Source organism: Dyella sp. A6 (genome assembly GCF_036320485.1).
Classification (GTDB): Bacteria; Pseudomonadota; Gammaproteobacteria; order Xanthomonadales; family Rhodanobacteraceae; genus Rhodanobacter_A; species Rhodanobacter_A aluminiiresistens.
The window spans coordinates 2868772-2893751 of record NZ_CP132911.1 but is presented as its reverse complement, the minus strand read 5'-3'; the positions used below and the strand labels follow the sequence as shown (position 1 = coordinate 2893751).

The 24980-nt window shown below is 65.2% G+C and carries 24 protein-coding genes and 1 tRNA gene; 20 read left to right on the top strand and 5 right to left on the bottom strand.

Going from position 1 to position 24980, the window contains the following annotated elements:
* The first annotated feature begins 31 nt into the window (after positions 1-31).
* From RA164_RS13085 to RA164_RS13075, 3 genes are all read left to right on the top strand, one after another.
* Positions 32-1822, top strand: a complete 1791-nt coding sequence (locus RA164_RS13085) for a sensor histidine kinase (RefSeq protein ID WP_329741286.1) — start codon at positions 32-34, stop codon at positions 1820-1822.
* Positions 1819-2265, top strand: coding sequence for a response regulator (locus RA164_RS13080; RefSeq protein ID WP_329741285.1), 447 nt, complete (start codon positions 1819-1821; stop codon positions 2263-2265). Before RA164_RS13085 ends, RA164_RS13080 begins: the two co-directional genes overlap by 4 nt.
* Before the next feature lie 97 nt (positions 2266-2362).
* Positions 2363-3949, top strand: a complete 1587-nt coding sequence (locus tag RA164_RS13075) for a hybrid sensor histidine kinase/response regulator (RefSeq protein WP_329741284.1) — start codon at positions 2363-2365, stop codon at positions 3947-3949.
* Positions 3950-4048: 99 nt separating this feature from the next.
* On the opposite strand, the gene RA164_RS13070 is transcribed toward RA164_RS13075, so the two are convergent.
* Entirely contained in the window at positions 4049-4183 is a 135-nt protein-coding gene (locus RA164_RS13070; RefSeq protein ID WP_329741283.1) for a hypothetical protein, read from the bottom strand.
* A gap of 334 nt (positions 4184-4517) precedes the next feature.
* On the opposite strand from RA164_RS13070, the gene pdsR reads away from it, so the two are divergent.
* The 4 genes from pdsR to trpE all read left to right on the top strand — a co-directional run bounded on the left by pdsR (position 4518) and on the right by trpE (position 9403).
* Entirely contained in the window at positions 4518-5207 is a 690-nt protein-coding gene (pdsR, locus tag RA164_RS13065) for a proteobacterial dedicated sortase system response regulator (RefSeq protein ID WP_329741282.1), read from the top strand.
* The gene (locus RA164_RS13060; RefSeq protein WP_329741281.1) at positions 5204-5818 is read left to right on the top strand and encodes a hypothetical protein; all 615 of its coding nucleotides are present in this window, start codon (positions 5204-5206) and stop codon (positions 5816-5818) included. The genes pdsR and RA164_RS13060 overlap by 4 nt, the downstream gene beginning before the upstream one ends.
* A gap of 18 nt (positions 5819-5836) precedes the next feature.
* On the top strand, positions 5837-7840 hold the full coding sequence (locus tag RA164_RS13055; RefSeq protein WP_329741280.1) for an ATP-binding protein: 2004 nt from the start codon (positions 5837-5839) through the stop codon (positions 7838-7840).
* 87 nt (positions 7841-7927) lie between these two features.
* Positions 7928-9403 (top strand): anthranilate synthase component I, encoded by a 1476-nt coding sequence (trpE, locus tag RA164_RS13050; RefSeq protein ID WP_329741279.1) that lies wholly within the window; start codon positions 7928-7930, stop codon positions 9401-9403.
* A gap of 73 nt (positions 9404-9476) precedes the next feature.
* Here trpE and RA164_RS13045 read toward each other — a convergent pair whose 3' ends face one another.
* Entirely contained in the window at positions 9477-10232 is a 756-nt protein-coding gene (locus RA164_RS13045; protein ID WP_329741278.1) for an N-acetylmuramoyl-L-alanine amidase, read from the bottom strand.
* Positions 10233-10315: 83 nt separating this feature from the next.
* Here RA164_RS13045 and RA164_RS13040 point away from each other — a divergent pair, with 83 nt between their 5' ends.
* The 8 genes from RA164_RS13040 to RA164_RS13005 all read left to right on the top strand — a co-directional run bounded on the left by RA164_RS13040 (position 10316) and on the right by RA164_RS13005 (position 18114).
* Positions 10316-11218, top strand: a complete 903-nt coding sequence (locus RA164_RS13040) for a hypothetical protein (protein WP_329741277.1) — start codon at positions 10316-10318, stop codon at positions 11216-11218.
* 6 nt (positions 11219-11224) lie between these two features.
* Positions 11225-12754, top strand: coding sequence for a cryptochrome/photolyase family protein (locus RA164_RS13035; RefSeq protein WP_329741276.1), 1530 nt, complete (start codon positions 11225-11227; stop codon positions 12752-12754).
* A gap of 114 nt (positions 12755-12868) precedes the next feature.
* Positions 12869-13594 carry a GTP cyclohydrolase I gene (gene folE, locus RA164_RS13030; protein ID WP_329741275.1) on the top strand — a complete coding sequence of 242 codons (726 nt, stop codon included), beginning with the start codon at positions 12869-12871 and terminating at the stop codon, positions 13592-13594.
* Between the two features lie 242 nt (positions 13595-13836).
* Complete coding sequence (locus RA164_RS13025; RefSeq protein WP_329741274.1) at positions 13837-14436, top strand: anthranilate synthase component II; 600 nt, start codon at positions 13837-13839, stop codon at positions 14434-14436.
* A complete protein-coding gene (trpD, locus tag RA164_RS13020) occupies positions 14433-15485 on the top strand; it encodes an anthranilate phosphoribosyltransferase (RefSeq protein ID WP_329741273.1) in 1053 nt (350 codons plus the stop codon). Before RA164_RS13025 ends, trpD begins: the two co-directional genes overlap by 4 nt.
* Before the next feature lie 54 nt (positions 15486-15539).
* Positions 15540-16334, top strand: a complete 795-nt coding sequence (gene trpC, locus RA164_RS13015; protein ID WP_329741272.1) for an indole-3-glycerol phosphate synthase TrpC — start codon at positions 15540-15542, stop codon at positions 16332-16334.
* 53 nt (positions 16335-16387) lie between these two features.
* Positions 16388-17041 (top strand): HAD family hydrolase, encoded by a 654-nt coding sequence (locus RA164_RS13010; RefSeq protein ID WP_329741271.1) that lies wholly within the window; start codon positions 16388-16390, stop codon positions 17039-17041.
* Positions 17042-17109: 68 nt separating this feature from the next.
* Positions 17110-18114 (top strand): bifunctional helix-turn-helix transcriptional regulator/GNAT family N-acetyltransferase, encoded by a 1005-nt coding sequence (locus RA164_RS13005; protein WP_329741270.1) that lies wholly within the window; start codon positions 17110-17112, stop codon positions 18112-18114.
* Here RA164_RS13005 and crp read toward each other — a convergent pair.
* The gene (gene crp, locus RA164_RS13000) at positions 18111-18806 is read right to left on the bottom strand and encodes a cAMP-activated global transcriptional regulator CRP (protein ID WP_329741269.1); all 696 of its coding nucleotides are present in this window, start codon (positions 18804-18806) and stop codon (positions 18111-18113) included. The two genes, RA164_RS13005 and crp, sit on opposite strands and share 4 nt — an antisense overlap.
* Before the next feature lie 292 nt (positions 18807-19098).
* On the opposite strand from crp, the gene speD reads away from it, so the two are divergent.
* Positions 19099-19884 (top strand): adenosylmethionine decarboxylase, encoded by a 786-nt coding sequence (gene speD / locus RA164_RS12995; protein ID WP_302071917.1) that lies wholly within the window; start codon positions 19099-19101, stop codon positions 19882-19884.
* 110 nt (positions 19885-19994) lie between these two features.
* Here the strand turns inward: speD and coq7 are convergent, their stop codons facing one another.
* On the bottom strand, positions 19995-20636 hold the full coding sequence (gene coq7 / locus RA164_RS12990; RefSeq protein ID WP_329741268.1) for a 2-polyprenyl-3-methyl-6-methoxy-1,4-benzoquinone monooxygenase: 642 nt from the start codon (positions 20634-20636) through the stop codon (positions 19995-19997).
* Positions 20633-21844 carry a (Fe-S)-binding protein gene (locus RA164_RS12985; protein WP_329741267.1) on the bottom strand — a complete coding sequence of 404 codons (1212 nt, stop codon included), beginning with the start codon at positions 21842-21844 and terminating at the stop codon, positions 20633-20635. The genes coq7 and RA164_RS12985 overlap by 4 nt, the downstream gene beginning before the upstream one ends.
* 132 nt (positions 21845-21976) lie before the next feature.
* On the opposite strand from RA164_RS12985, the gene rplM reads away from it, so the two are divergent.
* The 4 genes from rplM to RA164_RS12965 all read left to right on the top strand — a co-directional run bounded on the left by rplM (position 21977) and on the right by RA164_RS12965 (position 24898).
* Positions 21977-22405 (top strand): 50S ribosomal protein L13, encoded by a 429-nt coding sequence (gene rplM, locus RA164_RS12980; protein WP_302071919.1) that lies wholly within the window; start codon positions 21977-21979, stop codon positions 22403-22405.
* Positions 22406-22414: 9 nt separating this feature from the next.
* Positions 22415-22807, top strand: a complete 393-nt coding sequence (gene rpsI, locus RA164_RS12975) for a 30S ribosomal protein S9 (RefSeq protein WP_329741266.1) — start codon at positions 22415-22417, stop codon at positions 22805-22807.
* 12 nt (positions 22808-22819) lie between these two features.
* A tRNA-Gln gene (locus tag RA164_RS12970) sits at positions 22820-22894 on the top strand.
* A gap of 411 nt (positions 22895-23305) precedes the next feature.
* Positions 23306-24898, top strand: a complete 1593-nt coding sequence (locus RA164_RS12965) for a glycoside hydrolase family 30 protein (protein WP_329741265.1) — start codon at positions 23306-23308, stop codon at positions 24896-24898.
* Positions 24899-24980: the final 82 nt, after the last annotated feature.

Here is a 24980-nt window from a genome sequence, read left to right as displayed (position 1 = left end):
ATGACAGGGCTGGTCAATGATCCGGAAAGGCATGCGGGATGTAGTGGCGCTGCGCTGGCGCATCGTCAGCCTGTTGTTCGCCGTGCTGGTGATCGTCGCGTTGCCCTACATGATCACCCGCAGCGGTGCCCAGCTGGCGCTGGATGCAGGGGGGCAGGTCACCCATTCGGCCGAGGCCAGTGCGCTGGTCTACCGCATCGCCTACACCGTCAGGGACAGCGAGGCCGCGATCTATCGCATGCTGGCCGGCGAACAGAATGCCACCGTGCTGGCGCGCGCGCAGCGGGCCGACCACGAAGCGCCAGCCCTGCTCGAGGAGCTGCGCCGGCGTAACGACAGTGCGCAGGAGCGCGGACAGATCAGCGCGCTCGCCACCGCGGTCAGCGGTCGGCTGGCGCTGATGGATCAGGCGATGCTGCGTTTCCGGCAGGGTGATCTGGCCGGTGCCAACACGTCCATGCAGGACGCCGGAAAGCTCTACAACATCGACACCCTTACCAGTCAGATCGTCACCAGCCAGGAACGTGCCTTGCAGGCTCGGCGCGTCGCGGCACGGAAGCAGTCGTTCGACAGCAGCCTGGTGCTGGCCATCACTGCCGCGGCCCAGGTCCTGCTGCTGGCGATCGTGGTGGTGGTTTCGGAACGCCAGATTGGCCGGCGGTTGCGTGCCGAGATCCGCGAAGGGCAGGCAGTGAGGCGTTCGCGGCTGATCGTGCAGGCGGTGCGCGAACCGATCGCCTTGCTCGATGATGAGCTGCAGACGCTGCTGGTCAATGCGGCCTTCAGTGAGTTGTACGGCGTGTCGGACGATGCGCGCGGACAGCCGCTGGCCGAGATCGGCAATGGAGCGTGGAGCAACCAGGCGCTGCTGCAGCGGCTCACCGACGTGTTGTTGCGCGACCGCGAACTGTGGGACTACGAACTGGTGCAGCGGACCATCGACGATGTCGAGCGTCATGTGGTGATCAATGCCCGGCGACTGCAGCAGGACGACAGCGACGCACCGGCATTGCTGCTGACGGTCAGTGACGTCACCGCGCGTGCGCTGGCCGAGCAGCAGGTGACCGAGCTCAACCACCAGCTCGAAGGCAAGGTAGCGCAGATCTCCGACGTCAACCGCGAGCTGGAGGCATTCAGCTATTCCGTCTCGCACGACTTGCGTGCGCCGTTGCGTCACATCGCCGGCTTCGCCGGCAAGCTCGAGCAGCATCTTGGCGATCAGGCCGACGAACGTGCCCGGCACTACCTGGAAGTGATCCGCGACGCATCGAAGCGGATGGCGCTGCTGATCGACGACCTGCTGGTGTTTTCCCGCCTGGGACGTGGCGCACTGCGCCTGCAGCCGGTCGACATGCAGTCGCTGGTGGAAGAGGCCCGCGCCATGGCCGAGGCGGACGCCGAAGACCGCCATGTCAGCTGGAAGATCGCGCCGCTACCGGTGGTGGTCGGTGACGAAAACATGCTGCGCACGGTGTGGCAGAACCTGATCGGCAACGCGGTGAAATACACCCGTCAGCGTGAACTGGCGCAGATCGAGGTGAGCTCGCGCCGTACGCCCAGCGGTGACTACGAGTTCACCGTTTCCGACAACGGTGCCGGTTTCGACATGCAGTACGCGGGCAAGCTGTTCGGCGTGTTCCAGCGACTGCATCGTGCCTCCGAGTTCCCGGGCAACGGCATCGGGCTGGCCAATGTGCGACGCATCGTCATGCGTCACGGCGGCCGGGTCTGGGCCGAGGCCGAGCCGGACCAGGGCGCGCGATTCCATTTCACCCTGTCGGCGACTGAGCCGACCACGACCCACGCACGGAATCCATCATGATGAAAACCTGCTTGCGCCCCATCCTGCTTGTCGAGGACAGCCTGGCCGACGCCGAGATGGCGATGGATGCGCTGCAGGAGGCGAACCTTGCCAACCCTGTCGTGCATGTCGAGGATGGCGTCGATTGCCTGGACTGGCTGCATGCGCGTGGCGCCTTTGCCGGTCGTACGGATGGCGATCCGGTAGTGGTTTTGCTGGACATCAAGATGCCGCGGATGAACGGCCTGGATGTGCTCACCCACATGCGCGAGGACGAGAAGCTGCGCCGCATTCCGGTGGTTATCCTGTCGTCCTCGCGTGAGGAGAGCGACCTGGCACGCAGCTGGGATCTGGGCGCCAACGCCTACGTGATCAAACCCGTGGACGTGGGTCAGTTCTTCGATGCCGTGCGCACGCTGGGCCAGTTCTGGGCGGTACTGAACCAGTCGCCCGATTCGGACTGACCCGGGGTGTCGGATTGACCCGCAGTGGCCGAACGATATCGGGCGATTCGTTTTGAAGGTGGATTGCGGAAACGCTTGGACGATCACGGATGCGTGAATGAACGATCACCATATTGCCCATGCCACACCGCACCGCATCCGGGTGCTGCAGGTGGAAGACAGTCTGCCGGATGCCGAGCTTGCGCTGGCCGAGCTGGAGGCTGATGGCATCGTCTGCGAGGCGCGCGTGGTCGACGACGAGCGGGCGTATATCGCCGAGCTGCAGGCGTTCGACCCGCACATCGTGCTGTCCGATCTCAGCTTGCCGGGCTTTTCCGGTCAGCGGGCGCTGGAACTGCTGCGTGAACGCAGCGACGACCTGCCCTTCATCTATGTATCCGCCACGCTGGGCGAGGAAGCAGCTGTCGAGGCACTGCGCAACGGTGCAACCGACTACATCCTCAAGCAGAATCCCGCCCGCCTGGCCAGCGCTGTTCGCCGTGCCCTCAGCGAAGTGGAGGCGCGGCGTGCACGTCGGCATGCCGAAGCGGAACTGATCCGCGCACAGCGGTTCGAGAGCCTGGCGATGCTTGCCGGCGGGCTGAGTCATGACCTGCGCAACATGCTGCAGCCGCTGCTGCTGGCAGGCGACAGCCTGCAGGACTACCAGGACGACCCGCGCCTGGCGCGGCTGGGGGCACTGGTCCGCGACTGCGGTCGGCGCGGCCTGGAGATGGTGCAGTCGATGCTCTCGTTCGCACGAGGGGCGCGACGTGCCGAACAGGTGCGGCTGGGTGACCTGCTCGATGCGCTGGGCCTGCTGTTGCAGGGCAGTGTGCCGCGTTCGGTCCATCTGGTCATCGGCATGCATGACCCGGAGCTGCACTTCGAAGGCAATCACACCGAGTTGCAGCAGTGCCTGCTCAACCTGTCGTTGAACGCGATCCAGGCGATGCCCGGCGGTGGCGAGCTGCACATCAACACGGAAAAGGTCGCCTTGTCCGCGGAGTTTTTCGCGGAAGGCGAGGAGGTTCGGCCTGGACAAGGGCTTTGCCTGACCGTATCCGATACCGGCGCTGGCATGTCCGAGGAGGTGCTGTCGCACCTGTTCGAGCCGTTCTACACGACCAAGCAGGATGGTACGGGCCTTGGCTTGCTGTCCTGCCAGCGCATCGTCACCAGCCATGGCGGGGTGATGCGGGTGGACAGCAAACCGGGTGTGGGCACGCGTTTCCGTATCTACATTCCGCTGGCGCAGTCTACTTCCGACGTCGGAGCGGGGGAGGAGGCCGGCAACCTGCAGGGCAGTGCCGAGCATGTGCTGGTCGTGGCGGAAGAGGTGGCCTTGCTGTCGCTGCTGAGAGACACCCTGGATGCCTGGGGCTACCAGGTGCATGTCAGCCAGAGCGGTACCGCCGCCCTGCAGTGGATCGAGGCCAGCGGCCTGCCCGACCTGGTACTGATGGATGCCGACATGAGCCTGTTCCCGGCCGAACGCACGCTGGCGGAACTGCTGCAGCGCGGCTATGCCGGCGGGGTGGTCATGCTGACCGGGGCAAGCGGTTCGCCGGTCCCTGTCGCCGGGTCGCGGCTGCAGGTGCTCATGCTCGATAAACCGTTCTCCACCCAGCGATTGCTGCAAGGACTTAAGCAGGTCTTGTCCCGCGGTCATGGCGATGGGGCCAGGTCCGCCGACACGGAATGATGTCGCTGCGGCGGCAGATGGATCATTCCGCCGGACAAAAAAAGCCCCCGCAGGACGGGGGCATGAAGGAACGGCGGGAAAAAGCCGAGAAGGTTATGTTCAGAGCGGTTGCCAGTCGGGATCGGGTTCGTCGTCCCCCGCCGCGACCAGTGCATGTCCCTTTGCACCGGTCGCGGCATAGCCTTCCACGGCAGCCAACATGAAGGGGTCGAAATACGCGGTGGGTCTGTTCATGGCCGTCAACCTCGGTAGCGTGTGATGCGTGTGCGCCGGTCAGGGCAGCATCAGCAGAAGAGCCAGCAGCAGCGCGCCCAGTGCCAGTGCAACGCGTAACGGTTCGAAATCGTACAGCTCGGCATTGGGGTCGGGGCGTGGTGTCTGGTCGGGCATCGCGGTCGTTGTCCTGTGGGCTTGGGTCTATCTGGCGCTCGGCACAGGCAACCGCGCCGGCAACGAACGGGCGAAGTGGCGACGGGATAAGGCAAAACGCGGGCAGCCCGCGCAGGCCGCTTGCGTGCCGACGCCCCGCATAGCACGCTGCGCGACATTGCAAAGGAGGAACCACCCCATGGGACGCAGTATCGCCATCGTCGAAGACGAACCGCTGATCCGCGCCAATTACGTCGAGGCACTCAATCGCTTCGGCTATGACACGCGCGGCTATGGTTCGCGACAGGAGGCTTCGACGGCCTTCACCGCGCGTCTGCCCGAGCTGGTCATCATCGATATCGGTCTGGGCGACGAGCCGGAAGGTGGTTTCGACCTCTGCCGCGAATTGCGCGCCAAGTCGGCAACCTTGCCGATCATTTTCCTGACCGCGCGCGATTCGGATTTCGACGTGATCTCCGGTCTGCGACTGGGTGCCGACGACTATCTCAGCAAGGACACCAGCCTGCATCAGTTGGCCGCGCGCATCGCGGCACTGTTCCGGCGCATCGAGTCGCTGAAGGCGCCGGCGTCCAGCGAAACGGTGATCGAGCATGGGCCGTTGAAGCTGGAAGCCGAGCGCATGCGGGTGACCTGGAACGACGAGGAAATACCGCTCACCGTCACCGAATTCTGGATGGTGCACACGCTGGTGCGTTTCCCCGGCCACGTGAAAAACCGCGACCAGCTGATGCGCGAGGCCGAGCTGGTGGTGGACGATGCGACGATCACCTCGCACATCAAGCGCATCCGCAAGAAGTTCGTCGCCATCGCGCCGGATTTCGACGCGATCGAGACGGTGCACGGCGTCGGTTACCGGTGGAAGCCATGAAGCGCCTTGTCGGGTTCGTGATGGTAGCCCTGTTGCTGGCTTTTGCCGTGTCGACTGCGCAGGCGGCCGTGCCGACAAAAGTGATAGCGGCACAGGCAACCGGCGACACGCTTGCGCGTGGCGCGAAGGACGGCAAGGCGCCAGCCTGGGCGATCGATGTGGTCACGCCTGCCGGCTGGACGCGTGACTGCTGCAAATATGCCCGCGGCATCGGTGTCGATGCCGTGCTCTATCGCGGCGACTGGACCGGCAAGCCCCAGCGCGTGATGGTGCTGAACGTATGGCCGCGCAAGTTGCCCACGCTGCAGGCCGAGCTGGATGCGGACCGCAAGCATTACCTGCAGCTCGACCCCGATGCGAAGGCCAGCAGCTTCCCCATTCCGCATGCGGCCATGCCTTGCCGTGCCACGGTGTATGAAGGCTCCGACCATGTCGACGATGTGGTGGCGTTCTGCGATCCGGGCACGGCCAGCGGAGTGCGCCTGAGCTGGTCGATGAGCTTCAACGACAACGACCCTGAGCGGCAGTCGCTGCTCGACGATTTCATGGACGTGGTCGTGGCCACGCATTGGCGACGCGACTCGGGTGTGCCGCACACTGCTGTCCACTGACGGCTGCATGTATTACCGATGACCCTGCGACGCAAGCTTCTTCTGGTTGCCCTATGTACGCTTGCGCTGCCGGTAGCCGGCTGGCTTTACGTGCGTCAGATGGAGGCGCTGTTGCGCCAGGGACAGGCACAGGCGCTGATTGCGTCGGCGCGCGCGGTGGCGCGCAGTCTGGTGGTGACGAATGTGCCCTTGCCCACGGGCGACAAGGGTTGGTACGTGCAGCGCGCGGTGAACCCGATCACGGTGGACGGCTATGGCGACGACTGGGCGCCGATGACGCCCTGGAGCCAGGCACTGGGCACGCGCGGCAAGCTGCTGCTGGCCAGGGATGCGGACGGGTTCTACCTGTATGCCGACATACGCTGTGCGCGCCGAACCCGCGCCGATGCCGACGACCCGGGCGCCCTGCATGCCGACCACCTGACCTTGTTGCTGGCGAACGGCACTGGCAAGCGTCGGTACCTGATCGCCAGTGCGGCGCCGGGGCCGCTGCAGGCCCGGCCGCTGGATCCGCCCGTGCCGGGGCTGCCGGACCGGATCGATGCGTGGTGGCAGGAAGACGGCAGCGGCTATCGCGTCGAGCTGCGCCTGCCGCCGACGCTGCAGCTTACGCAGCTGGGCGCAGGGGTGTACGACGGGGTTGCCGGTGGTAACCCGCTGGCGGTCGACACCCGTCCGCTGCTGCATGATTCGAAATCGATCTCGCACGAGCTGGGCCAGCTGGCGCCGGGCAATGTGCGTGCGCGCATCCTGTCGCCTTCCGGCTGGTTGCTGGCGCAGAGCGGGCATCTTGGCGCAGGCGGGCGCCAGCCGGGCTGGTTCGCTTCGGTGGTGTACCGGTTGCTGCTGGCCGATCACCTGGCGGAGTCCAAGCCATGGACCGAGCTGGCGCCGCGGCCCAGCCTGCCGGAGGTGGACAAGGCGCGTGCCGGCAAGCCGGATGCGATCTGGCGCTGGGGCGAGCAGCGCGGCACCGTGGTGCTTTCCGCGGCGGTGCCGATCCAGCGGCAGGGCCAGCTAGCTGGTGTGCTGCTGCTCGAGCAGGCGAGCCGGGCTGTGCCGTTGCTGGCCAACCAGGCCCTGTTCGGGTTGTTGCTGACCAGCTTCGCGGTGCTGCTGGCTGCCGGTGCCGTGCTGTTCGGGTTTGCCACGCGTCTGAGCCTGCGCCTGGGCCGTCTGCGCGACGCGGCGGAGCGCGCGCAGCTGGACGACGGGCACCTGGATGCTCATCTGCTCGGCAGCCGCTTTCCGATGGTCGATGCCGAGGACGAGATCGGCGATCTGGCGCGCAGCTTTGCGCGGCTGTTCGAAGTGGTGGGTGGCTACACCGACTACCTGCGCACGCTGGCCTCCAAGCTCTCGCACGAGCTGAATACGCCGCTGGCGATCGTGAAGTCGTCGCTCGACAACCTTGAACATGCCGGGTTGCCGGCCGATGCCCAGCCTTACCTGGCGCGTGCCCGCGACGGTGTCGGTCGGCTGGGTACGCTGGTGCGTGCGATGAGCGAGTCCAGCCGGATGGAGCGGGCGATTGCCGCCGCCGAGCCCGAGGATGTGGACCTGCGCGAAGTGGTCCGCGGCTGCGCCGACGCCTACCGTGCGCTGGCCGGTGCGCGACGGCTGGAATGCAGTCTTCCCGATGCGCCGCTGTATCTGCATTGCGCGCCGGAGCCGATTGCCCAGGCGTTGGACAAACTGTTCGACAATGCGCTGTCGTTCACCCCGCCGGAAGGCTGGTTGCGGCTCTCGCTGCACGCCGTCGAAGGCGGCGCCGAAATCGAGCTGGCCAATCAGGGTCCGCCCTTGCCGGCAGCCATGCAGGGGCGGCTTTTCGACTCCCTGGTCAGCCTGCGTGACAAGGCGACACCCGGCGATGCCCCGCATCTCGGGCTGGGCCTCTATGTGGTGCGGTTGGTGGCCGAACGCCATCGCGGAACCGCCAGTGCGCGCAACCTGGACGACGGCAGTGGCGTGGCTTTCAGCCTTTCCCTGCAGGGCATGCCACGGCCGCGGCTGGGCTGAGCAGGGCAGCGTCTGCCGGCAGGAGGCTTTCGATTCTGGCTGCTGCCCCTACAATGCAGCTTCCCGTTTGGCCATCCGGATGCCCACGTGATCTCCCGAGACGACTTCGATGCGCTGGCCGCGCAAGGCCATACCCGCATCCCGCTGGTGCGCGAGGTATTTTCCGACCTCGATACGCCGCTGTCGGTGTACCTGAAGCTGGCCGACGGCCCGTACACCTTCCTGTTCGAGTCGGTCGAGGGTGGCGCCACCTGGGGGCGGCATTCGATCATCGGCCTGCCGGCGAAGCGGGTGTTCCGTTTGCGCGGGCATGAACTGGAGGTGGAGGACGCGGGCGAGGTGGTCGAGCGTCGTCATCTCGATGATCCGCTGGGAGAGATCGAAAAACTGCGCAAGCAGTACGACGTGCCGCGGTTGCCGCAGTTGCCGGCGTTCAGTGGGGGGCTGGTGGGCTATTTCGGTTTCGAGACCATCGGTTACATCGAGCCGCGGCTGGCGCAGTGGGATCGCGCCGACGAGCTGGGTACGGCCGATGTGCTGCTGATGCTGGCCGAGGAAGTGGCGGTATTCGACAACCTGAAGGGCCGGCTCTACCTGATCGTCCATGCCGACCCGTCGCAGCCGCAGGCCTATGCCAATGCACAGCGTCGTCTCGACGCGCTGGTCTATCGCCTGCGCCAGGGCGGCGCGGCCTATCCGCAGCTGACCCAGTCGGTCGCCCTGGACGAGGGTGACTTCAAGTCCTCGTTCACCAAGCCCGAGTTCGAGGCGATGGTGGAGAAGGCGAAGGAATACATCCGCGCCGGCGACATCTTCCAGGTGGTGCCCTCGCAGCGGCTCAGTGTGGGCTTCAATGCGCGGCCGGTCGATGTGTACCGCGCGCTGCGTGCCTTGAACCCGTCGCCGTACATGTATTTCGTCGACCTCGGCGACACCCAGATCGTGGGGTCCTCGCCGGAGATCCTGGCACGGCTGAAGGACGGCAAGGTAATGGTTCGTCCGCTGGCCGGCACGCGCAAGCGCGGTGCCACCGAGGCGGAGGACGTGGCGCTGGAGGCCGAGTTGCTGGCCGACCCCAAGGAGCGCGCCGAGCATGTGATGCTGATCGACCTGGGACGCAACGACATCGGCCGCATCAGCGAAACCGGGTCCGTGGAGGTGAGCGAGTCGTTCGTGATCGAGCGTTACTCGCATGTCATGCACATCGTCTCGCAGGTGCAGGGTGCGGCGAAGCCCGGGCTCAGCTACATGGACGTGCTCAAGGCGACCTTTCCCGCCGGCACGCTCAGCGGCGCACCGAAGATCCGCGCACTGGAGATCATCCAGGAGCTGGAGCCCTACAAGCGCAACATCTATGCCGGTGCAATCGGCTGGATCGGCTGGTGGGGCGACGCCGATACGGCGATCGCGATCCGCACCGCGGTGATCCAGGACGGGCGCCTGCATGTGCAGGCCGGCGCGGGCATCGTCTACGACTCGGACCCGGCCGCGGAATGGGAAGAGACGATGAACAAGGGGCGGGCGCTGTTCCGCGCCGTGGCGCAGGCTGCCAAGGGGCTGTAAGACGCTGTTCGAGAGCCGTTCGAGTCATCTTTCCATGCCTTCACATCGACGGCAGGGGTCGGACTCTGCGTCGTTATTCGGTAGTGGCCTGGTCGAGTGCTGTCGCTGCGCCGCAGGATCGGCTTCCACCATCGATCTGCCGGGCTAGGTTGTACAGGATGCGCAGGTCTTCGGGGTCCAGTTGCCGGCCCTGCATGCCACGGAAATGATTGTGGAAGGCGTGCACGGCAGCGTCGCGGTCGTCCAGCGGGTAACCGAGCGCGGCAAGCGCCATCCAAGGGTCGAAACCGGGTGGTGGATCGCATAGCGGCGGTATCGGCCAGCGGCCGTAGCCTGCGGCAGCCAGTTGCGCCCACGGGAAATAGGGGCCGGGATCGTTCCTGCGGGTGGGGGCCAGGTCTTCGTGACCGATGATCTGGGGGCGCGGAATATGCAGTCGCGTGGTCAGGTCATCCAGCAGGCGCAGCAGGCTGGCGATCTGTGGCCCGGTGTACGGTTCGTGCCCGTTGTTGTCCAGCTCGATGCCGATCGAGGCGGAGTTGAGGTCGGTGATGGTGCCCCAGCGGCCTTGTCCGGCGTGCCATGCACGCATGCGGTCGGCCACCAGCTGGTCGATCCGGCCGTCGCGTCCTATCAGGTAGTGCGCGCTCACCCGTCCGCCGCTGTTGCCGGTGCGCAAGGTATCGAGGCTCTGCTTCATCGAACCCTGCTCGGTGTAGTGCAGGACGATCAGCATGGGCATGCGGGTGTTGAAGTTGGGCGAGGGTGTCCAGTGGGCCAGCGGATTATGTGGCGGTACATGAGCACACGCGGCCAGCAGCAGGCTCATGGCCAGTGCCGTTGCATGGCGGGCGGGCGAGCGTTGTACTGATGACAATGAGTGCATCGGTGGATCATTCCACGAGAAACAAAATGGTGGCATCACTCTACGTGCTGCCGCATCGCAAGCCGAGCGGTAACGTCGAAGTGTGCGGCCTGCATCCGATCCGGGCCGGCGTGCGTATTCGTGGGCAGCAGGCGCGCTGCGCCGAAGCCCGGTCGATACTGCTTATGAAATATCTCGTCGCCATCCTGGCCTGGCTCATGCCCGTGGTGGCCTGGCTGTCGAACAGCGGCCTGTTCGGCCCGACCAATCGCGTGATCTCGGATGCGTATCCGACCTTGATCGTCGCGGCCGGCTACGCGTTTTCGATCTGGGGTCCGATCTTCGTGCTGGACCTGATCTACGGCACCTGGCAATGGCTCGACCGGACCCACGATGCGCGCCTACAGCACGCCCGGCCGTGGACGGCGCTGGCGTTCGCGATGACCAGCCTGTGGATGGTGGTGTTCGCGCTGGAATGGTTCTGGCTGGCACTGGTGGTGATCTGGGTCAGCCTTGGCGCCTTGCTGGTCGCGGCCTGGCATGTTTCGCATACGACCCGGCATGCGCGTGCGCGCTGGTGGCAGTGGGTGCCGCTGTCGCTGCATGCCGGTTGGGTGTCGTTGGCGGTCTTCCTGAATGTGGCGCAGGTGGTGGTGGCTTTCCGGCTGTTGTTAGTGACTCACATGTTGCCGTGGACGTTGGTGTTGTTCGCGGCGGCGGCGATGCTTGTGTTCTGGACGATTTCGCGGCTGCGCGGTAACCCGTGGTACGTACTGGCGGTGATCTGGGGGCTGCTCGGGGTCTACGTCAAACAGCATGGCTCGGCGCTGGCCGGTGCCGATGACGCGGCATGGACGGCGCTTGCGCTGGCCGTGGCTACCCTGCTGTGGTCGTTATGGTGCCGGCCGTTTCGCCAGCAGTCTTTAGATGGCGACCGGGCAGGCGGATAAATTGCCATGACTGTGCTCCGCCTGCTGCTTGGCGACCAGCTCAACGCCAACCACAGCTGGTTCGGGCGGGCGGACCCAGGTATGCTGTATGTGTTGATGGAAGTACGCCAGGAAACTGGTTACGTACTGCATCACGCTCAGAAGATTCTGGCGATCTTCGCCGCCATGCGGGATTTCGCGAAGCACCTGGCATCGGCGGGGCATCGGGTCTGCTATCTGTCGATCGATGATCCGCACAACCTGCAATCCATTCCGGCCAACCTGGATCGGCTGATCGCCCGCCATCGGGTCACCGCGTTTGAATACCTGGCGCCCGACGAATGGCGGCTGGACCGACAACTGGCCGATTATGCAGAGGCGCTTGCGATACCTGCCGCGATGCGGGACAGCGAGCATTTCCTGACCGGACGCGATGAGGCGGCGGGTTTCTTCGGTAGCCGCCGCCGTTGGACGATGGAGTCGTTTTACCGACGCATGCGGGCCCGGCATGGGGTATTGATGACGTCAGCGGGTGCGCCGGTCGGCGGTCGCTGGAACTTCGATGCGGAGAACCGCAAGGCGTGGCATGGCTCACCGGCCGAGCCTGCCGAGTGTCGTGCGATGCACGATCATCGCGACCTGTGGGCACAGATTGTCGCGGCGGGGGTGGACTCTTTCGGCGAACCCCGTGCGGAACATCTTCGCTGGCCGCTGAACCGGGCCGAGGCCGTGGCGCAGCTCGATGTCTTCGTCGATCGCGCACTACCGTATTTCGGCGACTACCAGGATGCGATGAGCGAGCGTGCGTCGCGCCTGTTCCATTCGCTGTTGTCGTTCGCGCTCAACGTCAAGATGCTCTCGCCACGGGAAGTAATCGACCGCGCGGAACAGGCGTGGCGTGACGAGGCCGCGCCGCTGGCAGCGGTCGAGGGCTTCATTCGACAGATACTCGGTTGGCGCGAATACGTGCGCGGGGTCTACTGGGCGCGCATGCCCGGTTATGCGTCAAGCAATGTGTTTGGCCACGATCGGGAGCTGCCGGGCTGGTTCTGGACGGGCGATACGCAGATGAACTGCCTGCGTCATGCGATTGGCCAGTCCCTTGAGCACGCGCATGCGCATCACATACAGCGGCTGATGCTGGTCGGCAATTTCGCGCTGCTGGCCGGCCTTGATCCGCAGCAGGTGCATCGCTGGTACCTGGGTATCTACATCGACGCGTTCGAATGGGTGGAGATGCCCAACACCCTGGGCATGAGCCAGTTCGCCGATGGCGGTCTGCTTGCAACCAAGCCGTATGTGTCCTCGGCGGCCTATATCCACCGTATGAGCGACTACTGCGGCGGTTGTCGTTACCGGCATGCCGAACGCAGCGGCGAACGTGCCTGCCCGTTCAACGCGCTCTACTGGGATTTTCTCGCACGGAACCGCGGTGTGCTGGCAGGCAATCCGCGTCTCGCCATGCCGTACCGCCAACTGGACCGCATGCCGGACACGCGCCGCGATGCGCTGCGGAAACGTGCCGCCGAGGTGCTGGACCGGCTCGATGCGCTGTGATGGCCGAGACATCCAATCGGGTTGTCGCTGCGTAAGAGGTTTCGTATCCGCCGCTTGCCTGCACGTACCGAGCGACAGCGTCCAGTTCCGGTTGGTGGTCTTCGAGAGGCTTGTATGGTGCAGATGATGCGGGAAAAGCTCCACATGCAGGATGCCGCCGGGGACATGCCCTCGATGCGCATCGCTGACCGTCTCCGCCAGGCAGGCGTGCGTTTTCACGCGAACGACAACATCGCCGGATACCTCCGGGACGATGAACTAGCCGAGATCGAACAAGAAGTCGAAGCGAGGGCCCAGGCACTGCTTCGGGCGCTGGTGATCGATGTCGACAACGATCACAACACGCGCGAAACGGCAGCCAGGCTCGCCAGGATGTTCGTGCGCGAGGTGTTCGCGGGCCGTTACCAGCCTGCGCCGGTGGTCACTGAATTTCCCAATGCCGAAGGCCTCGAGGAACTGATGATCGTCGGTCCGGTGCGTATTCGCAGTGCGTGCTCCCACCATCTGTGCCCGATCATGGGGCACGTCTGGGTCGGCGTGATGCCCGCTGCCGGATCCAACCTGATCGGCCTTTCCAAGTATGCCCGCCTGATCGAGTGGGTGATGCGTCGACCGCAGATCCAGGAGGAGGCGATCAGCCAGATCGCCGACCTGCTCGAACGGCGATTGCAGCCCGACGGGATCGCCGTGGTGATGGAGGCGGATCACTTCTGCATGCACTGGCGCGGCGTCAAGGACGACGGCTCGAAGATGTTGAACAGCGCCATGCGTGGCTCCTTCCTGCACGATTCCGCACTGCGCCGCGAGTTCCTGAGCCTGTTGCCCCGCAAGACGGGTTGAGTGCGAGCGTGGTCCCGGCTGCTGTTTGCCGGGTGCCCGGATACCGGGCCATAGGCGTCAGCCGGATCCGCTTCGGCAATTTCGCAATAACCCGGATGCGCTCCGGCGGGCCCGGAAATCGGCCGGCTGACGACGATACGTGCAAAAATGTACCGGTATACCCGCATCGCGCCCCCTGATCCGCGTCGATCGAGGTGTGGCGTCCGCGGGTGATTCCGCTTGAACCGAGAGATAGGCCATTTATGGTCCTGATGATCGACAACTACGACAGCTTCACTTTCAATCTCGTGCAGTACTTGGGCGAGCTGGGACAGGAGGTGAAGGTGATCCGCAACGATGCGCTGGACGTGTCCGGCGTCCGTGCGCTGAAGCCTTCGCACATCATGATCTCGCCCGGCCCCGGTACGCCGGACGATGCGGGTGTATCGCTGGACGTGCTGCGCGAGCTTTCGGGCGAGCTGCCGATTTTTGGCGTGTGCCTCGGGCATCAGGCGATCGGCCAGGCCTTCGGTGGCCGGGTGATCCGCGCCAAGCAGATCATGCACGGCAAGACTTCGCCGGTGCGGCACCGCGGGCAGGGCGTGTTCGCCGGTCTTCCCGACCCGTTCGAGGCGACGCGCTATCACTCGCTGGTGGTCGAGCAGTCGTCCCTGCCGGACTGTCTCGAGGTCACCGCATGGACCGAGAACGCCGACGGCTCGATCGACGAGATCATGGGTCTGCGTCACCGCACCCTGCCGGTCGAGGGCGTGCAGTTCCACCCGGAATCGATTCTGACCCAGTACGGCCACGACATGCTGGCCAATTTTCTCGGCCTGCCGCGGCGGAAGCTGGCGGCATGAACAAGCGCGCGATCACCATCTCGCCGCAGGAAGCACTGCAACGCACGATCGAGCATCGCGAGATCTTCCACGACGAAATGATCGCGCTGATGCAGCAGATCATGCGTGGTGAGGTAAGTCCGCTGATGACGGCGGCGATCATCACCGGCCTGCGGGTGAAGAAGGAAACCGTGGGCGAGATCACCGGTGCCGCGCGGGTCATGCGCGAGCTGTCGGCCAAGGTCGACGTGCCCGCGCATCCGAACTTTCTCGATATCGTGGGCACCGGTGGCGACGGAGCCTCCAGTTTCAACATCTCCACTGCTTCGATGTTCGTTGCCGCGGCGGCTGGTGCGCGCGTGGCCAAGCACGGTGGGCGCAGCGTGTCTTCGAAGTCCGGCAGTGCCGACGTGCTGGAGGCGTTGGGCGCACGCATCGATCTGCAGCCGGCACAGGTGGCACAGTGCCTGGAAGAGACCGGTATCGGCTTCATGTTCGCGCCCAATCACCACCCGGCCATGAAAGTCGTGGCCCCGGTGCGCAAGGAAATGGGCGTGCGCACGCTGTTCAACATCCTCGGTCCGCTGACCAATCCGGCGGGTGCGCCGAACATCCTGATGGGTGTGTTCCACCCCGACCTCGTGGGTATCCAGGTACGCGTGCTGCAGCAGCTTGGCGCCAGGCACGCGCTGGTGGTGTGGGGGCGCGATGGCATGGACGAGATTTCGCTGGGTGCCGCGACACTGGTCGGCGAGCTGCGCGACGGCACGGTCCGCGAGTACGAAGTGGAGCCCGAGGACTTCGGTCTGGCGATGGCGTCCAGTCGCAACCTGCGGGTCGCAGACGTGGGTGAATCGAAGGCCATGCTGCTGGAAGCGCTGGAAGGCCGGCCTGGCGTGCCGCACGACATTGTCTGCCTCAACGCCGGGGCCGCCCTGTATGCGGCGAATGTGGCCGACTCCATCGACGAAGGCATCACGCTGGCGCGTGCCACCATTGCCAGTGGCGGTGCGCATGCGAAAATGCAGGCATTCGTGGCGGCCACGCGCCGGCTGGCCGATGCCGGTTAAGATGGTGCCGTCCTCCCCACTGTTTCCTCGTTTCGACGGCCGGTATCTGTCCTCATGACCGACATCCTGAACCGCATACTCGCGCGCAAGACGGAAGAGGTGGCCGAGCGCAGCGCGCGCCTGCCGTTGGCGGAGCTTTCCGCGCGCATCGACGACCTGGCGCCCACGCGCGGGTTTGCCGCGGCGATCGAGGCGAAGATCGACGAGGGCCTGCCCGCGGTGATCGCCGAGATCAAGAAGGCCAGCCCGAGCAAGGGCGTGATCCGGCCGCAGTTCGATCCGGCGGCGATCGCCAGCAGCTACGCGAAAGGCGGCGCGGCCTGCCTGTCGGTGCTTACCGACAAGGACTTTTTCCATGGCAGCGAGGATTTCCTGCGCCAGGCGCGCGACGCCTGCCAGCTTCCGGTGTTGCGCAAGGATTTCGTGATCGACCCTTACCAGGTGTACGAGGCGCGCGCGATCGGTGCCGACTGCATCCTGTTGATTGTCGCCGCGCTCAGCGATGCGGCCCTGCTGGAACTGTCGCTGCTGGCGGCGGAACTCGACCTCGACGTACTGTGTGAAGTGCACGATGCCGAGGAACTGGAGCGCGCGCTGGCCTTGCCGGTGCCACTGGTGGGCGTGAACAACCGCAACCTGCGGACCTTCGAGACCTCGCTCGACACCTCGCTCGAGCTGCATGAGCTGATGGAATACGACCGCATCATGGTCACCGAGTCCGGTATCCGTACGGCTGACGATGTGGCGATGCTGCGCGAAGCGGGCATCAACGCGTTCCTGGTCGGCGAGGCGTTCATGCGTGCCGAAGACCCGGGGCTGGAACTGCAGAAGCTTTTCGACGCGCGCTGACGATCATGAATACTGGGGATTCGCCGGCCTCGCCTTGCGGGGCCTTTGAGGCCGTGGATGCGTCACAGGTCGTGCTGTTCGATTTCGACGGCGTACTGGTGCGCGGCGACACCTTCTACTTATTCATGCGTGACCGCTACGCGCGGGCGTGGTGGCGCAGGCTGGCGGCCGTGCTGGTGTTGCCTTGGCTGGTGCTGCAATGGCCCTTTTCGCGTCGTCGTGCGCTGCGGACACTGGTCCACGTGGGTTTGTGGGGACTCGACGAGCAGGGTTACCGCGAGGCCGCCGGGCGTTTCGGTGCATCGCTGGCACGCCGTCCGGGACAGTTCTGCCGCGATGGCCTGCGCCAGTTGCGACGACATCTGGCCGATGGGCACCGGGTGCTGGTGGTGACCGGGTGCGAGGCGCACCTGACGCGCACCGTGCTGGAAGAACTCGGGCTGGGTGGCATTCCGGTCGTCGCCTCGTCGTTGCGGCCGGGCTGGCTGGGCATGCGCACCGGACGCCACAACGTGGGTCGGGAGAAAGTGCGGTCACTGACGGAATTGGCGGTGAGCGGCTGTGCCGTCGCCTACAGTGATTCGAGCATGGATATTCCGATGCTGAAGCTCGCCGAAGGCCCGGTGCTGGTGAATGCCTCGCCTTCGACCTGCAAGCGCGTCGAACGCGCGCTCGGCAAGTCGGTCGATCGGGTCGAGTGGTACTGAGCATGGCTTGCCGCACCGACGTGCCGCATATACGTTGGCGCTGACGCATTTCCTGGGCGAGGTCCTCCGTGTATCTGGCATCTCTGGGCAAGCTGGCGCTGGCCAGCCGGCTGAAGGCGCTCAGCGACCAGCTGTATGGCGCGGTCGATCAGGTCTATCAGCTGTCGGATGCGGGCATCGAGTCGCGCTGGCTGCCGGTGCTGCACTATCTGTGGGGTGCGGGCCCGCACTCGGTGACCCAGGTGGCAGTGGCGATCGGCCAGGCGCATTCGGCGGTCAGCCAGCTGGCCGACAAGCTGGTGCGGGCCGGCATGGTCAGGCGGCAGCGCGACCCTCTGGACGGCCGTCGGAGTGTGCTGGAACTGACCGACCAGGCGCACCGTGTCCTGTCAGGGCTCGGCCCGACCTGGCTTGCGGTGCAACGGGGGTTGGACGACGCGCTGGGGTCATCGCATGTAAATAGTCTGCTGGACGCCGTGTCCGTCTGCGAACGGGCGATGGCCGAGCGGCCGCTGGCGGATGCGGTACTGGCCGCGCGTGCGGCGCTGCTGGCCGAGCCGCTACAGATCGTGCCGTATGCGGCGCAATGGCGCGAACATTTCAGTCGCCTGAATGTGCAGTGGCTGCAGAGGCACTTCATGGTCGAGGATATCGATCGCAAGGTGCTTGGCGATCCCGAGCACTACATCCTGCAGCCGGGTGGCGCGATTTTTTTCGCTCGCCTGGGCACGGAGATCATCGGCACGTGCGCCCTGCTGCACGAGTCGCCGGGGGTCTTCGAGCTGACCAAGATGGGCGTGGATGAAGGGTTCCGTGGCCTCGGTGCCGGGCGACGCCTGCTCGACGAGGCCATTGCCGAATTCCACCGGCGCGGTGGCGTGCGCTTGTTCCTGGAGTCCAACAGCATGCTGCGGACGGCGCTGCACATGTATGAAGCCGCGGGTTTCCGCATGCAGTCGGCACCGCGGCCGGGTTCGCACTACGCACGGGCCGACGTGTACATGATCTACGAGCCGGCCGGAAGCGTGGCCGGGGAGCCCGGCCCGGCAGCAGGCCGCGATACGCGCTCCTAGCGCGTGCCGCGGACCACGATGGTCTTGCCCGAGACGTCGATCATGCCCTGTTCTTCCAGCTGCTTGAGCACGCGGCCGACCATTTCGCGCGAGCAGCCCACGATGCGGCTGACTTCCTGGCGCGAGATGCGGATCTGGGTGCCTTCGGGGTGGGTCATGGCGTCCGGTTCGTCGCACAGGTCGAGCAGCGTGCGCGAGATGCGGTTGGTGACGTCCATGAACGCCATGCGGCTGACCTGGCGCGAGGTGCGCAGCAGGCGGTTGGTGAGCTGGGCGCCGATGGCGAAGAGGATTTTCGGGCATTCCTCGCGCAGCGGACCTTCCAGCAGCTGGAACAGTCGCTCGTAGCTGATCTCGGCCATTTCGCACGGGGTGCGGCTGCGTACCACCGACTCGCGCTGCGCCTGCTCCACGAACAGCCCCATTTCGCCGATGAACTGGCCGCGGCTGATATAGGCCAGGATCAGTTCGCGCCCCTGTTCGTCCTCGGTGCAGACCGCCAGCGAGCCGTCGATCACGTAGTACAGGGTGTTGGCCGGGTCGCCGGGGCGGATGATGGCGGTCTTGCCCGGATAGCGGCGGCGGTGGCACAGGGCCAGGAAACGTTCCATCGAGGCGGGGTCTGGCGCGAAGCCGAGAGGGGCCTGGGAGCGTTCGAAGGCCTGCTGGAGCTGATATTTGAGTTGTGCCACGAGTTGCCGTCCTAAATGAATAGTGTCTCAAGGGCCGCCGATGAACGGCGGCCGCATCCTGTATGTGCGGGTCCCTTGCAACCCCACCATTATGGCAAAGTGGCGGCGGGGTAACAGGTTCAGTTTTTCGGGATTTTGTCGCATAATTGACAGTCTTTAGCCCATGCGGACTGTCGCATGGGCTTAACCGGGGGCGTGCAGGATAAGGGTCTTGCACGTCCAGTACCCAGCGGGGACCCTTGCTGCTAACCCGCCTCGTCTGCTGGCCGTGAACTGGCCATGGAGAGTCGTCGTGGTTAAACCCCTTCCCCGACTGCGCCTGCAGGGTTTCAACAACCTGACCAAGGCGCTGAGCTTCAACATCTACGACATCTGCTACGCGGTGTCGGAAGAACAGCGTCAACGCTACATCGAGTATATCGATGAGCAGTACGACGCCGATCGTCTTACCCAGATCCTCACCGACGTGGCCGAGATCATCGGCGCGAACATCCTGAACGTGGCCCGCCAGGACTACGATCCGCAGGGCGCCTCGGTGACCATCCTGATCTCCGAGGAGCCGGTGGTGGAGAAGCTTGGCCGCGATTCGATCGCGGGCGCAGTGGTGGCCCACATGGACAAGAGCCACATCACCGTCCACACCTATCCGGAAACGCATCCGCACAACGGTATCGCCACCTTCCGTGCGGATATCGACGTGGCCACCTGTGGCGTGATCTCGCCGTTGAAGGCACTGAACTACCTGATCGACAGCTTCGAGTCGGACATCGTGGTGTGCGATTACCGCGTACGCGGCTTCACCCGCGACGTGAAGGGCAAGAAGCACTTCATCGACCACAAGATCAACTCGGTGCAGGACTACCTGGCGCGTCACATCAAGCAGAAGTACGAGATGTTCGACGTGAACGTGTACCAGGAGAACATGTTCCACACCAAGATGCACATCAAGGACTTCGACCTCGACACCTATCTGTTCGAGGCGCATGCCGACGACCTCTCCTTCAAGGAGCGGCAGAAGATCGAGTCGCTGCTGCGGCGCGAGATCGAGGAACTGTTCCACGGCCGCAACCTGATGTGACACCAAGCCCGCCGCCAGGCGGGCTTTTCGTTGGTGGGTACCGGCGGACGACTTTCACCGGTGGCTGCCGGCACCGGTCAACGGAGTCGTGTGGGACCCGTGATTCCGGGTCAGATGCGGTAGGCCACGGTCTTCATCACCATCGAGCTGGCGTGCATCAGCTGCGGGATCGGAAATGCCAGCCGGATACCGCCGTGCTCCTGTGCGTTGTCGGCGTGACGGATTTCGTCGGCCTGCATCTGGGTGAGGATGGCGCGCGAGCGGTCGTCCTGCGGGGGCAGGCGTTCGAGATGTTCGGCAAGATGTGCTTCGACCTGGTGCTCGGTCTCCACCACGAAACCCAGGCTGACCGCATCGCCGACCAGGGCGGCCAGCGCGCCGATCGCATAGCTGCCGGCGTACCACAGGGGATTCAGCAGGCTGGGGCGGCTTTCCAGCTCGCGCAGCCGGCCGGCGCACCAGGCCAGGTGATCGGTCTCCTCGGCGGCAGCCTGCAGCAGGTGGGCACGGTTCGCATCGCTGCGGGCCAGCGCGGCCTGGCCGTCGTAAAGCGCCTGGGCGCAGACCTCGCCGGTGTGGTTGATGCGGATGAGGCCGGCGACATGACGTCGCTCGGTTTCGTCCAGCTCATTCGCCGGAAGGCCGGTGGCTGGCGACGGACGATGCGCTTCCGGCGAGCCGGCCACGGTTTCCAGGGCGCGTTCCAGGCCGCACAGGATGCGATCGAGCGGGGACAGGGCGCGTATGTTCATGGCGTATTTTTTCCAGTGGATTCCAGTTGCCTGGCCAGCAGCGTCAGCGGATGCTGCAGGGGCCAGTGATCGCCGCGGACACGCATGCCTGCGGCCAGATGGAGCCGGCAGCCGATATTGGACGACAGCAGACGTTCCGGTGCCAGCGCCGATACGCGGTCCAGCAAGGCGTCACGCAGAATGTCGGCCCGTTCCGGAAATTCCAGTACATGGCTGCCCGCGGCGCCACAGCAGTAAGGCGGGCCGCCGACGCGTGCGAGATCAAGGTCGGGGATGCGGCGGAGCAGCTGCATCAGTGCTTCGTCGTTGCGCGCCACGTTGACCTGGGTGCAGGGCATATGAATGGCAACGGATTGTGACAGCGGCCGGAAATGCAGCCGGTCGGCGCGCAACGCAAGCAGGCTGAACGGGTCATCGACGGCCACGCCGGGCAGTGCGCGGCGCAGTGTGCCAAGGCAGCCCGGGGTGATGGTCACCAAGTGCCGGGCGCCACTAGCTTGCCAGGCTTCCCGCACTGCAATGGCTGCCCGCTCGGCCGCGGCGACTTCGCCGCCATGGAGGTCCAGCGCGCCACAGCAGAATGCCGGCAGTACAAAGACCCGATAGCCGGCCGCACGCAGCAGTTCACGGGCGGCCTGTTGTGCCTCGGCATCTTCCACGCTGGCGACGCAGCCGGGGAACAGGCCGATGGTGTCAGCGTCGCTTGCCGATGACGGCTCGCGGGATGAGGTCATCACTGCGGCCGGCGAGCTCGTGGGCAGCAGGTCGAGTGCGGTGCGCGCGGCGGAACGTTCCGGCAGCAGGTGGCGCAGCCAGTCCCTGGCGCGGGGCGGGAGAAGCCGGTGCAGCAGGCGGAGGGCACGTGGATGGCGCAGCAGCGAAATCAGCCGCCCAGGACGGCGCGGTGACGGGCCGAGCAGGGCACGGGTCGCCGTCAGCAGCTCGCCGTAGTCGACCTTGGCCGGACAGACGCGTTCGCAGGCCATGCAGCCCAGGCAGTGGTCGAGGTGTTCGCGCAGGGCGGGTGTCGGCGATACCTGGCCGCGGGCCAGCGCCGCGGCCAGGGCGATGCGCCCGCGCGGCGACTCGGCCTCGCTGGCGTCCAGTGCATAGGTGGGGCAGGCCGGCAGGCACAGGCCGCATTGCACGCACTGGTCGGCCAGGGTGGCAATTCGGGCGGGGGTATTCTCAAGCGGCATGTTGTTCATGCTATCATTCCCGGCTCGCAGCTCGACGAGGTCGGGCTTGCGCGATAGGTGAAAGCTCGGCTATCATCTCGCGCCTTTAGTTCCACACGATTCCGCCCACCGCCTTCGTGGCGGCAGATCAGGTATTCCGAAATGAAAACGTTCAGCGCCAAGCCGGAAAGCGTCAAGCGCGACTGGTTCGTGGTTGATGCCACGGACAAGACGCTCGGCCGTCTGTCGACCGAGATCGCCCGTCGCCTGCGCGGCAAGCACAAGCCGGAGTTCACCCCGCACGTCGACACCGGCGACTACATCGTCGTGATCAACGCGCAGAAGGTGGCCGTCACCGGTGCCAAGCTGGACGACAAGATGTACCACCGCTTCACCGGCTACGTCGGCAACCTGAAGACCACCAGTCTGAAGGACATGCTGGCGACGCATCCGGAGCGCGTCATCGAGATCGCCGTCAAGGGCATGCTGCCGAAGAACCCGCTGGGTCGTGCCATGTACCGCAAGCTCAAGGTGTACGGCGGCGCCGAGCATCCGCATACCGCCCAGCAGCCGCAGGCGCTGGAAATCTAAGGAAACATCATGGCGATTCAGCAGAATTACGGCACCGGCCGCCGCAAGACCTCCGCCGCCCGCGTGTTCCTGCGCAAGGGCAACGGCGCGATCGTAGTCAACGGCAAGCCGCTCGATGAGTTTTTCGGTCGCGAAACCTCGCGCATGATCGTGCGTCAGCCGCTCGAACTGACCGAGAACACCGAAAAGTTCGACATCATGGTCACCGTGGCTGGCGGCGGCATCACCGGCCAGGCCGGCGCGATCCGCCTGGGCATTGCCCGCGCGCTGATCGAGTACGACGAGGCCCTGAAGTCGCCGCTGCGCAAGGCCGGCTTCGTGACCCGCGACGCCCGCGAGGTCGAGCGCAAGAAGGTGGGTCTGCACAAGGCACGTCGTGCCACGCAGTTCTCCAAGCGCTAAACTACGTTTCATAGCCCCGTCGCCAAGCGGTAAGGCACCTGACTCTGACTCAGGCATTCGGAGGTTCGAATCCTTCCGGGGCTGCCAAACAAGAATCGCCCGATACCTGTCGGCGCGATCCCGCAAAAACCCGCCGCAAGGCGGGTTTTTGTGTTTCCGAAGGTCGGTGTCTGGCGATGTGCCCAGCGTGCATCCGGCGCGTCCGGCGTCAAGCCGAGCCCGACATTGCCGAAATACATGCGTTGAGGAACTTTCCGGGGGCACCTCTACGCTACCCTAGCGCTGCCCATGGGCATTTCGGTTACCGGTCCACTGGAAGGCGATATTTGGGGATGCGACATACCGGCTGGTTTCAATCGCGGCGTGCGGGGCGTACAGCAACGCCCACCTATGTCAGCCGACGAGTGGAAGAGAGACTTCCCGCAGCCGGTATGTGCAGATGGCTGCCGACACCGGTGAGGTCAATCGAGCGCATCGGGTGCATCAGGGAGCCCGGTCATGCATGAGGGCGGCACATCGCCACGCTGGATGGCGATTGCGCTGGTGATCCTGCTTAGCATGGGGGCGCTGTCCGCACTGCGTATTCCACTCCGCCTGCCACCCGCGCCGCCGCTTCGCCAGCTGCCGCTTACAGCGTTGCCGGGGTCGGCGATCGAGGTATGGGTCAGCACGCAGGACCGTCGTCTGCAACTGGCGCGGCAGCCGGATATCCCGGTTGCCGTGCAAGCTGCCGCATCGGCCGACATCGTGATCGATACCCGTCGAAGTTATCAGTCCATCGTGGGTTTCGGCGGGGCGTTGACGGATAGTTCGGCGTGGCTGATGCAGCACCGCATGACTGCGGCGCAGCGGGCGGCCCTGTTGCGGAATCTGTTCGGTCCGCCGCCAGGTCTTGGGTTGAACATGCTCAGGCTCACCATCGGGGCCTCCGACTTCTCGCGCAAGCCTTACACGCTGGACGATATGCCTGCTGGCCAGGTCGACCCGGAACTGCAGCACTTCAATATCGCGGCCGACCTGCGCAACGTGGTGCCGACGCTGCGCGAGCTGCTGGACGACGATCCTGAGCTGCGTATCGTCGCTTCGCCATGGAGTGCGCCGGCATGGATGAAAACCAGTGCCAATCTCATCGGTGGCACGCTGCTGCCGCAATACGAGAGTGTCTACGCCCAGTATCTGGTCAAGTATGTCGATGCCTTCCGAGGTCTGGGTATCCCGATCTGGGGTCTGACGCTCCAGAACGAGCCGGCGTTCGAGCCGGTGACCTATCCGGGCATGCTGCTGCCGGCCGATATGCGGGCCCGTATCATCGGGCAGTACCTCGGGCCGGCCTTGGCCGCACGCGAGCCACAGACCCATATCCTGGCCTGGGACCACAACTGGGATGCTCCCGCGCAGCCGCTGAGCGTGCTCGCTGATCCGGGTGCCGCGCGCTACATACGCGCGGTCGCCTGGCATTGCTATGCAGGCGACCCAACTGCGCAGACGCAGGTGCATAGTGCCTACCCCGGTAAGGGAGTCTATGTGACCGAATGCTCGGGCGGCGACTGGGCTTCTGCGGAGGGTGGCGAGCTGCTCTGGTTCGCCCAGGACCTGTTGCTCGGAAGTCTGCGCAACTGGGCACGCGGCGTCATTTACTGGAACCTGGTACTGGACGAGCAGCACGGTCCGCATGACGGTGGCTGCGGCAACTGCAGGGGGCTGGTGACGGTCGATTCGAAGACCGGCGAAATAAGCCGCAACGATGAGTACTACGCGTTCGCCCACTACAGCCGGTTCGTGCGCCCCGGCGCCGTGCGCGTGTGGTCCACTGCAACCGGGCCGGGGCTCGATAACGTGGCCTTCCGCAATGCCGACGGAGGGTCGGTGGTGCTGGTGGTCACCAACAGCACCAACAGGCCGCATCGCGTGAGGGTGCAGCAGGGCAAGGTGTTCTTCGCATACACCATGCTGCCGATGAGCGTGGCGACGTTCGAGTGGAATCCGGCGTTGGCTGCGGAGGGCTGGGAGACGCGCCTGAAGCATTACGCGGGAGCGTTGCTGCAGATGTTCATGCCGCATGACGGCAAGGCGGGGTCTGACCTGCATTGATGCCGGGTCATCGGTGGCGTCAATGGCGGTTGTCGTGACGCGGGGCAGGTTGTCGCCACTGCCGTCGACAGGCGTCGACGGC

Bases quoted from the DNA above. Each gene is read 5' to 3' on its own strand.
- RA164_RS13085 (WP_329741286.1), top strand. From the start codon at position 32: ATGCGGGATGTAGTGGCGCTGCGCTGGCGCATCGTCAGCCTGTTGTTC.
- RA164_RS13080 (WP_329741285.1), top strand. From the start codon at position 1,819: ATGATGAAAACCTGCTTGCGCCCCATCCTGCTTGTCGAGGACAGCCTG.
- RA164_RS13075 (WP_329741284.1), top strand. From the start codon at position 2,363: ATGAACGATCACCATATTGCCCATGCCACACCGCACCGCATCCGGGTG.
- RA164_RS13070 (WP_329741283.1), bottom strand. From the start codon at position 4,183: ATGAACAGACCCACCGCGTATTTCGACCCCTTCATGTTGGCTGCCGTG.
- pdsR (WP_329741282.1), top strand. From the start codon at position 4,518: ATGGGACGCAGTATCGCCATCGTCGAAGACGAACCGCTGATCCGCGCC.
- RA164_RS13060 (WP_329741281.1), top strand. From the start codon at position 5,204: ATGAAGCGCCTTGTCGGGTTCGTGATGGTAGCCCTGTTGCTGGCTTTT.
- RA164_RS13055 (WP_329741280.1), top strand. From the start codon at position 5,837: ATGACCCTGCGACGCAAGCTTCTTCTGGTTGCCCTATGTACGCTTGCG.
- RA164_RS13045 (WP_329741278.1), bottom strand. From the start codon at position 10,232: ATGAGCCTGCTGCTGGCCGCGTGTGCTCATGTACCGCCACATAATCCG.
- RA164_RS13040 (WP_329741277.1), top strand. From the start codon at position 10,316: ATGGTGGCATCACTCTACGTGCTGCCGCATCGCAAGCCGAGCGGTAAC.
- RA164_RS13035 (WP_329741276.1), top strand. From the start codon at position 11,225: ATGACTGTGCTCCGCCTGCTGCTTGGCGACCAGCTCAACGCCAACCAC.
- folE (WP_329741275.1), top strand. From the start codon at position 12,869: ATGGTGCAGATGATGCGGGAAAAGCTCCACATGCAGGATGCCGCCGGG.
- RA164_RS13025 (WP_329741274.1), top strand. From the start codon at position 13,837: ATGGTCCTGATGATCGACAACTACGACAGCTTCACTTTCAATCTCGTG.
- trpD (WP_329741273.1), top strand. From the start codon at position 14,433: ATGAACAAGCGCGCGATCACCATCTCGCCGCAGGAAGCACTGCAACGC.
- trpC (WP_329741272.1), top strand. From the start codon at position 15,540: ATGACCGACATCCTGAACCGCATACTCGCGCGCAAGACGGAAGAGGTG.
- coq7 (WP_329741268.1), bottom strand. From the start codon at position 20,636: ATGAACATACGCGCCCTGTCCCCGCTCGATCGCATCCTGTGCGGCCTG.
- RA164_RS12985 (WP_329741267.1), bottom strand. From the start codon at position 21,844: ATGAACAACATGCCGCTTGAGAATACCCCCGCCCGAATTGCCACCCTG.
- rplM (WP_302071919.1), top strand. From the start codon at position 21,977: ATGAAAACGTTCAGCGCCAAGCCGGAAAGCGTCAAGCGCGACTGGTTC.
- rpsI (WP_329741266.1), top strand. From the start codon at position 22,415: ATGGCGATTCAGCAGAATTACGGCACCGGCCGCCGCAAGACCTCCGCC.
- RA164_RS12965 (WP_329741265.1), top strand. From the start codon at position 23,306: ATGCATGAGGGCGGCACATCGCCACGCTGGATGGCGATTGCGCTGGTG.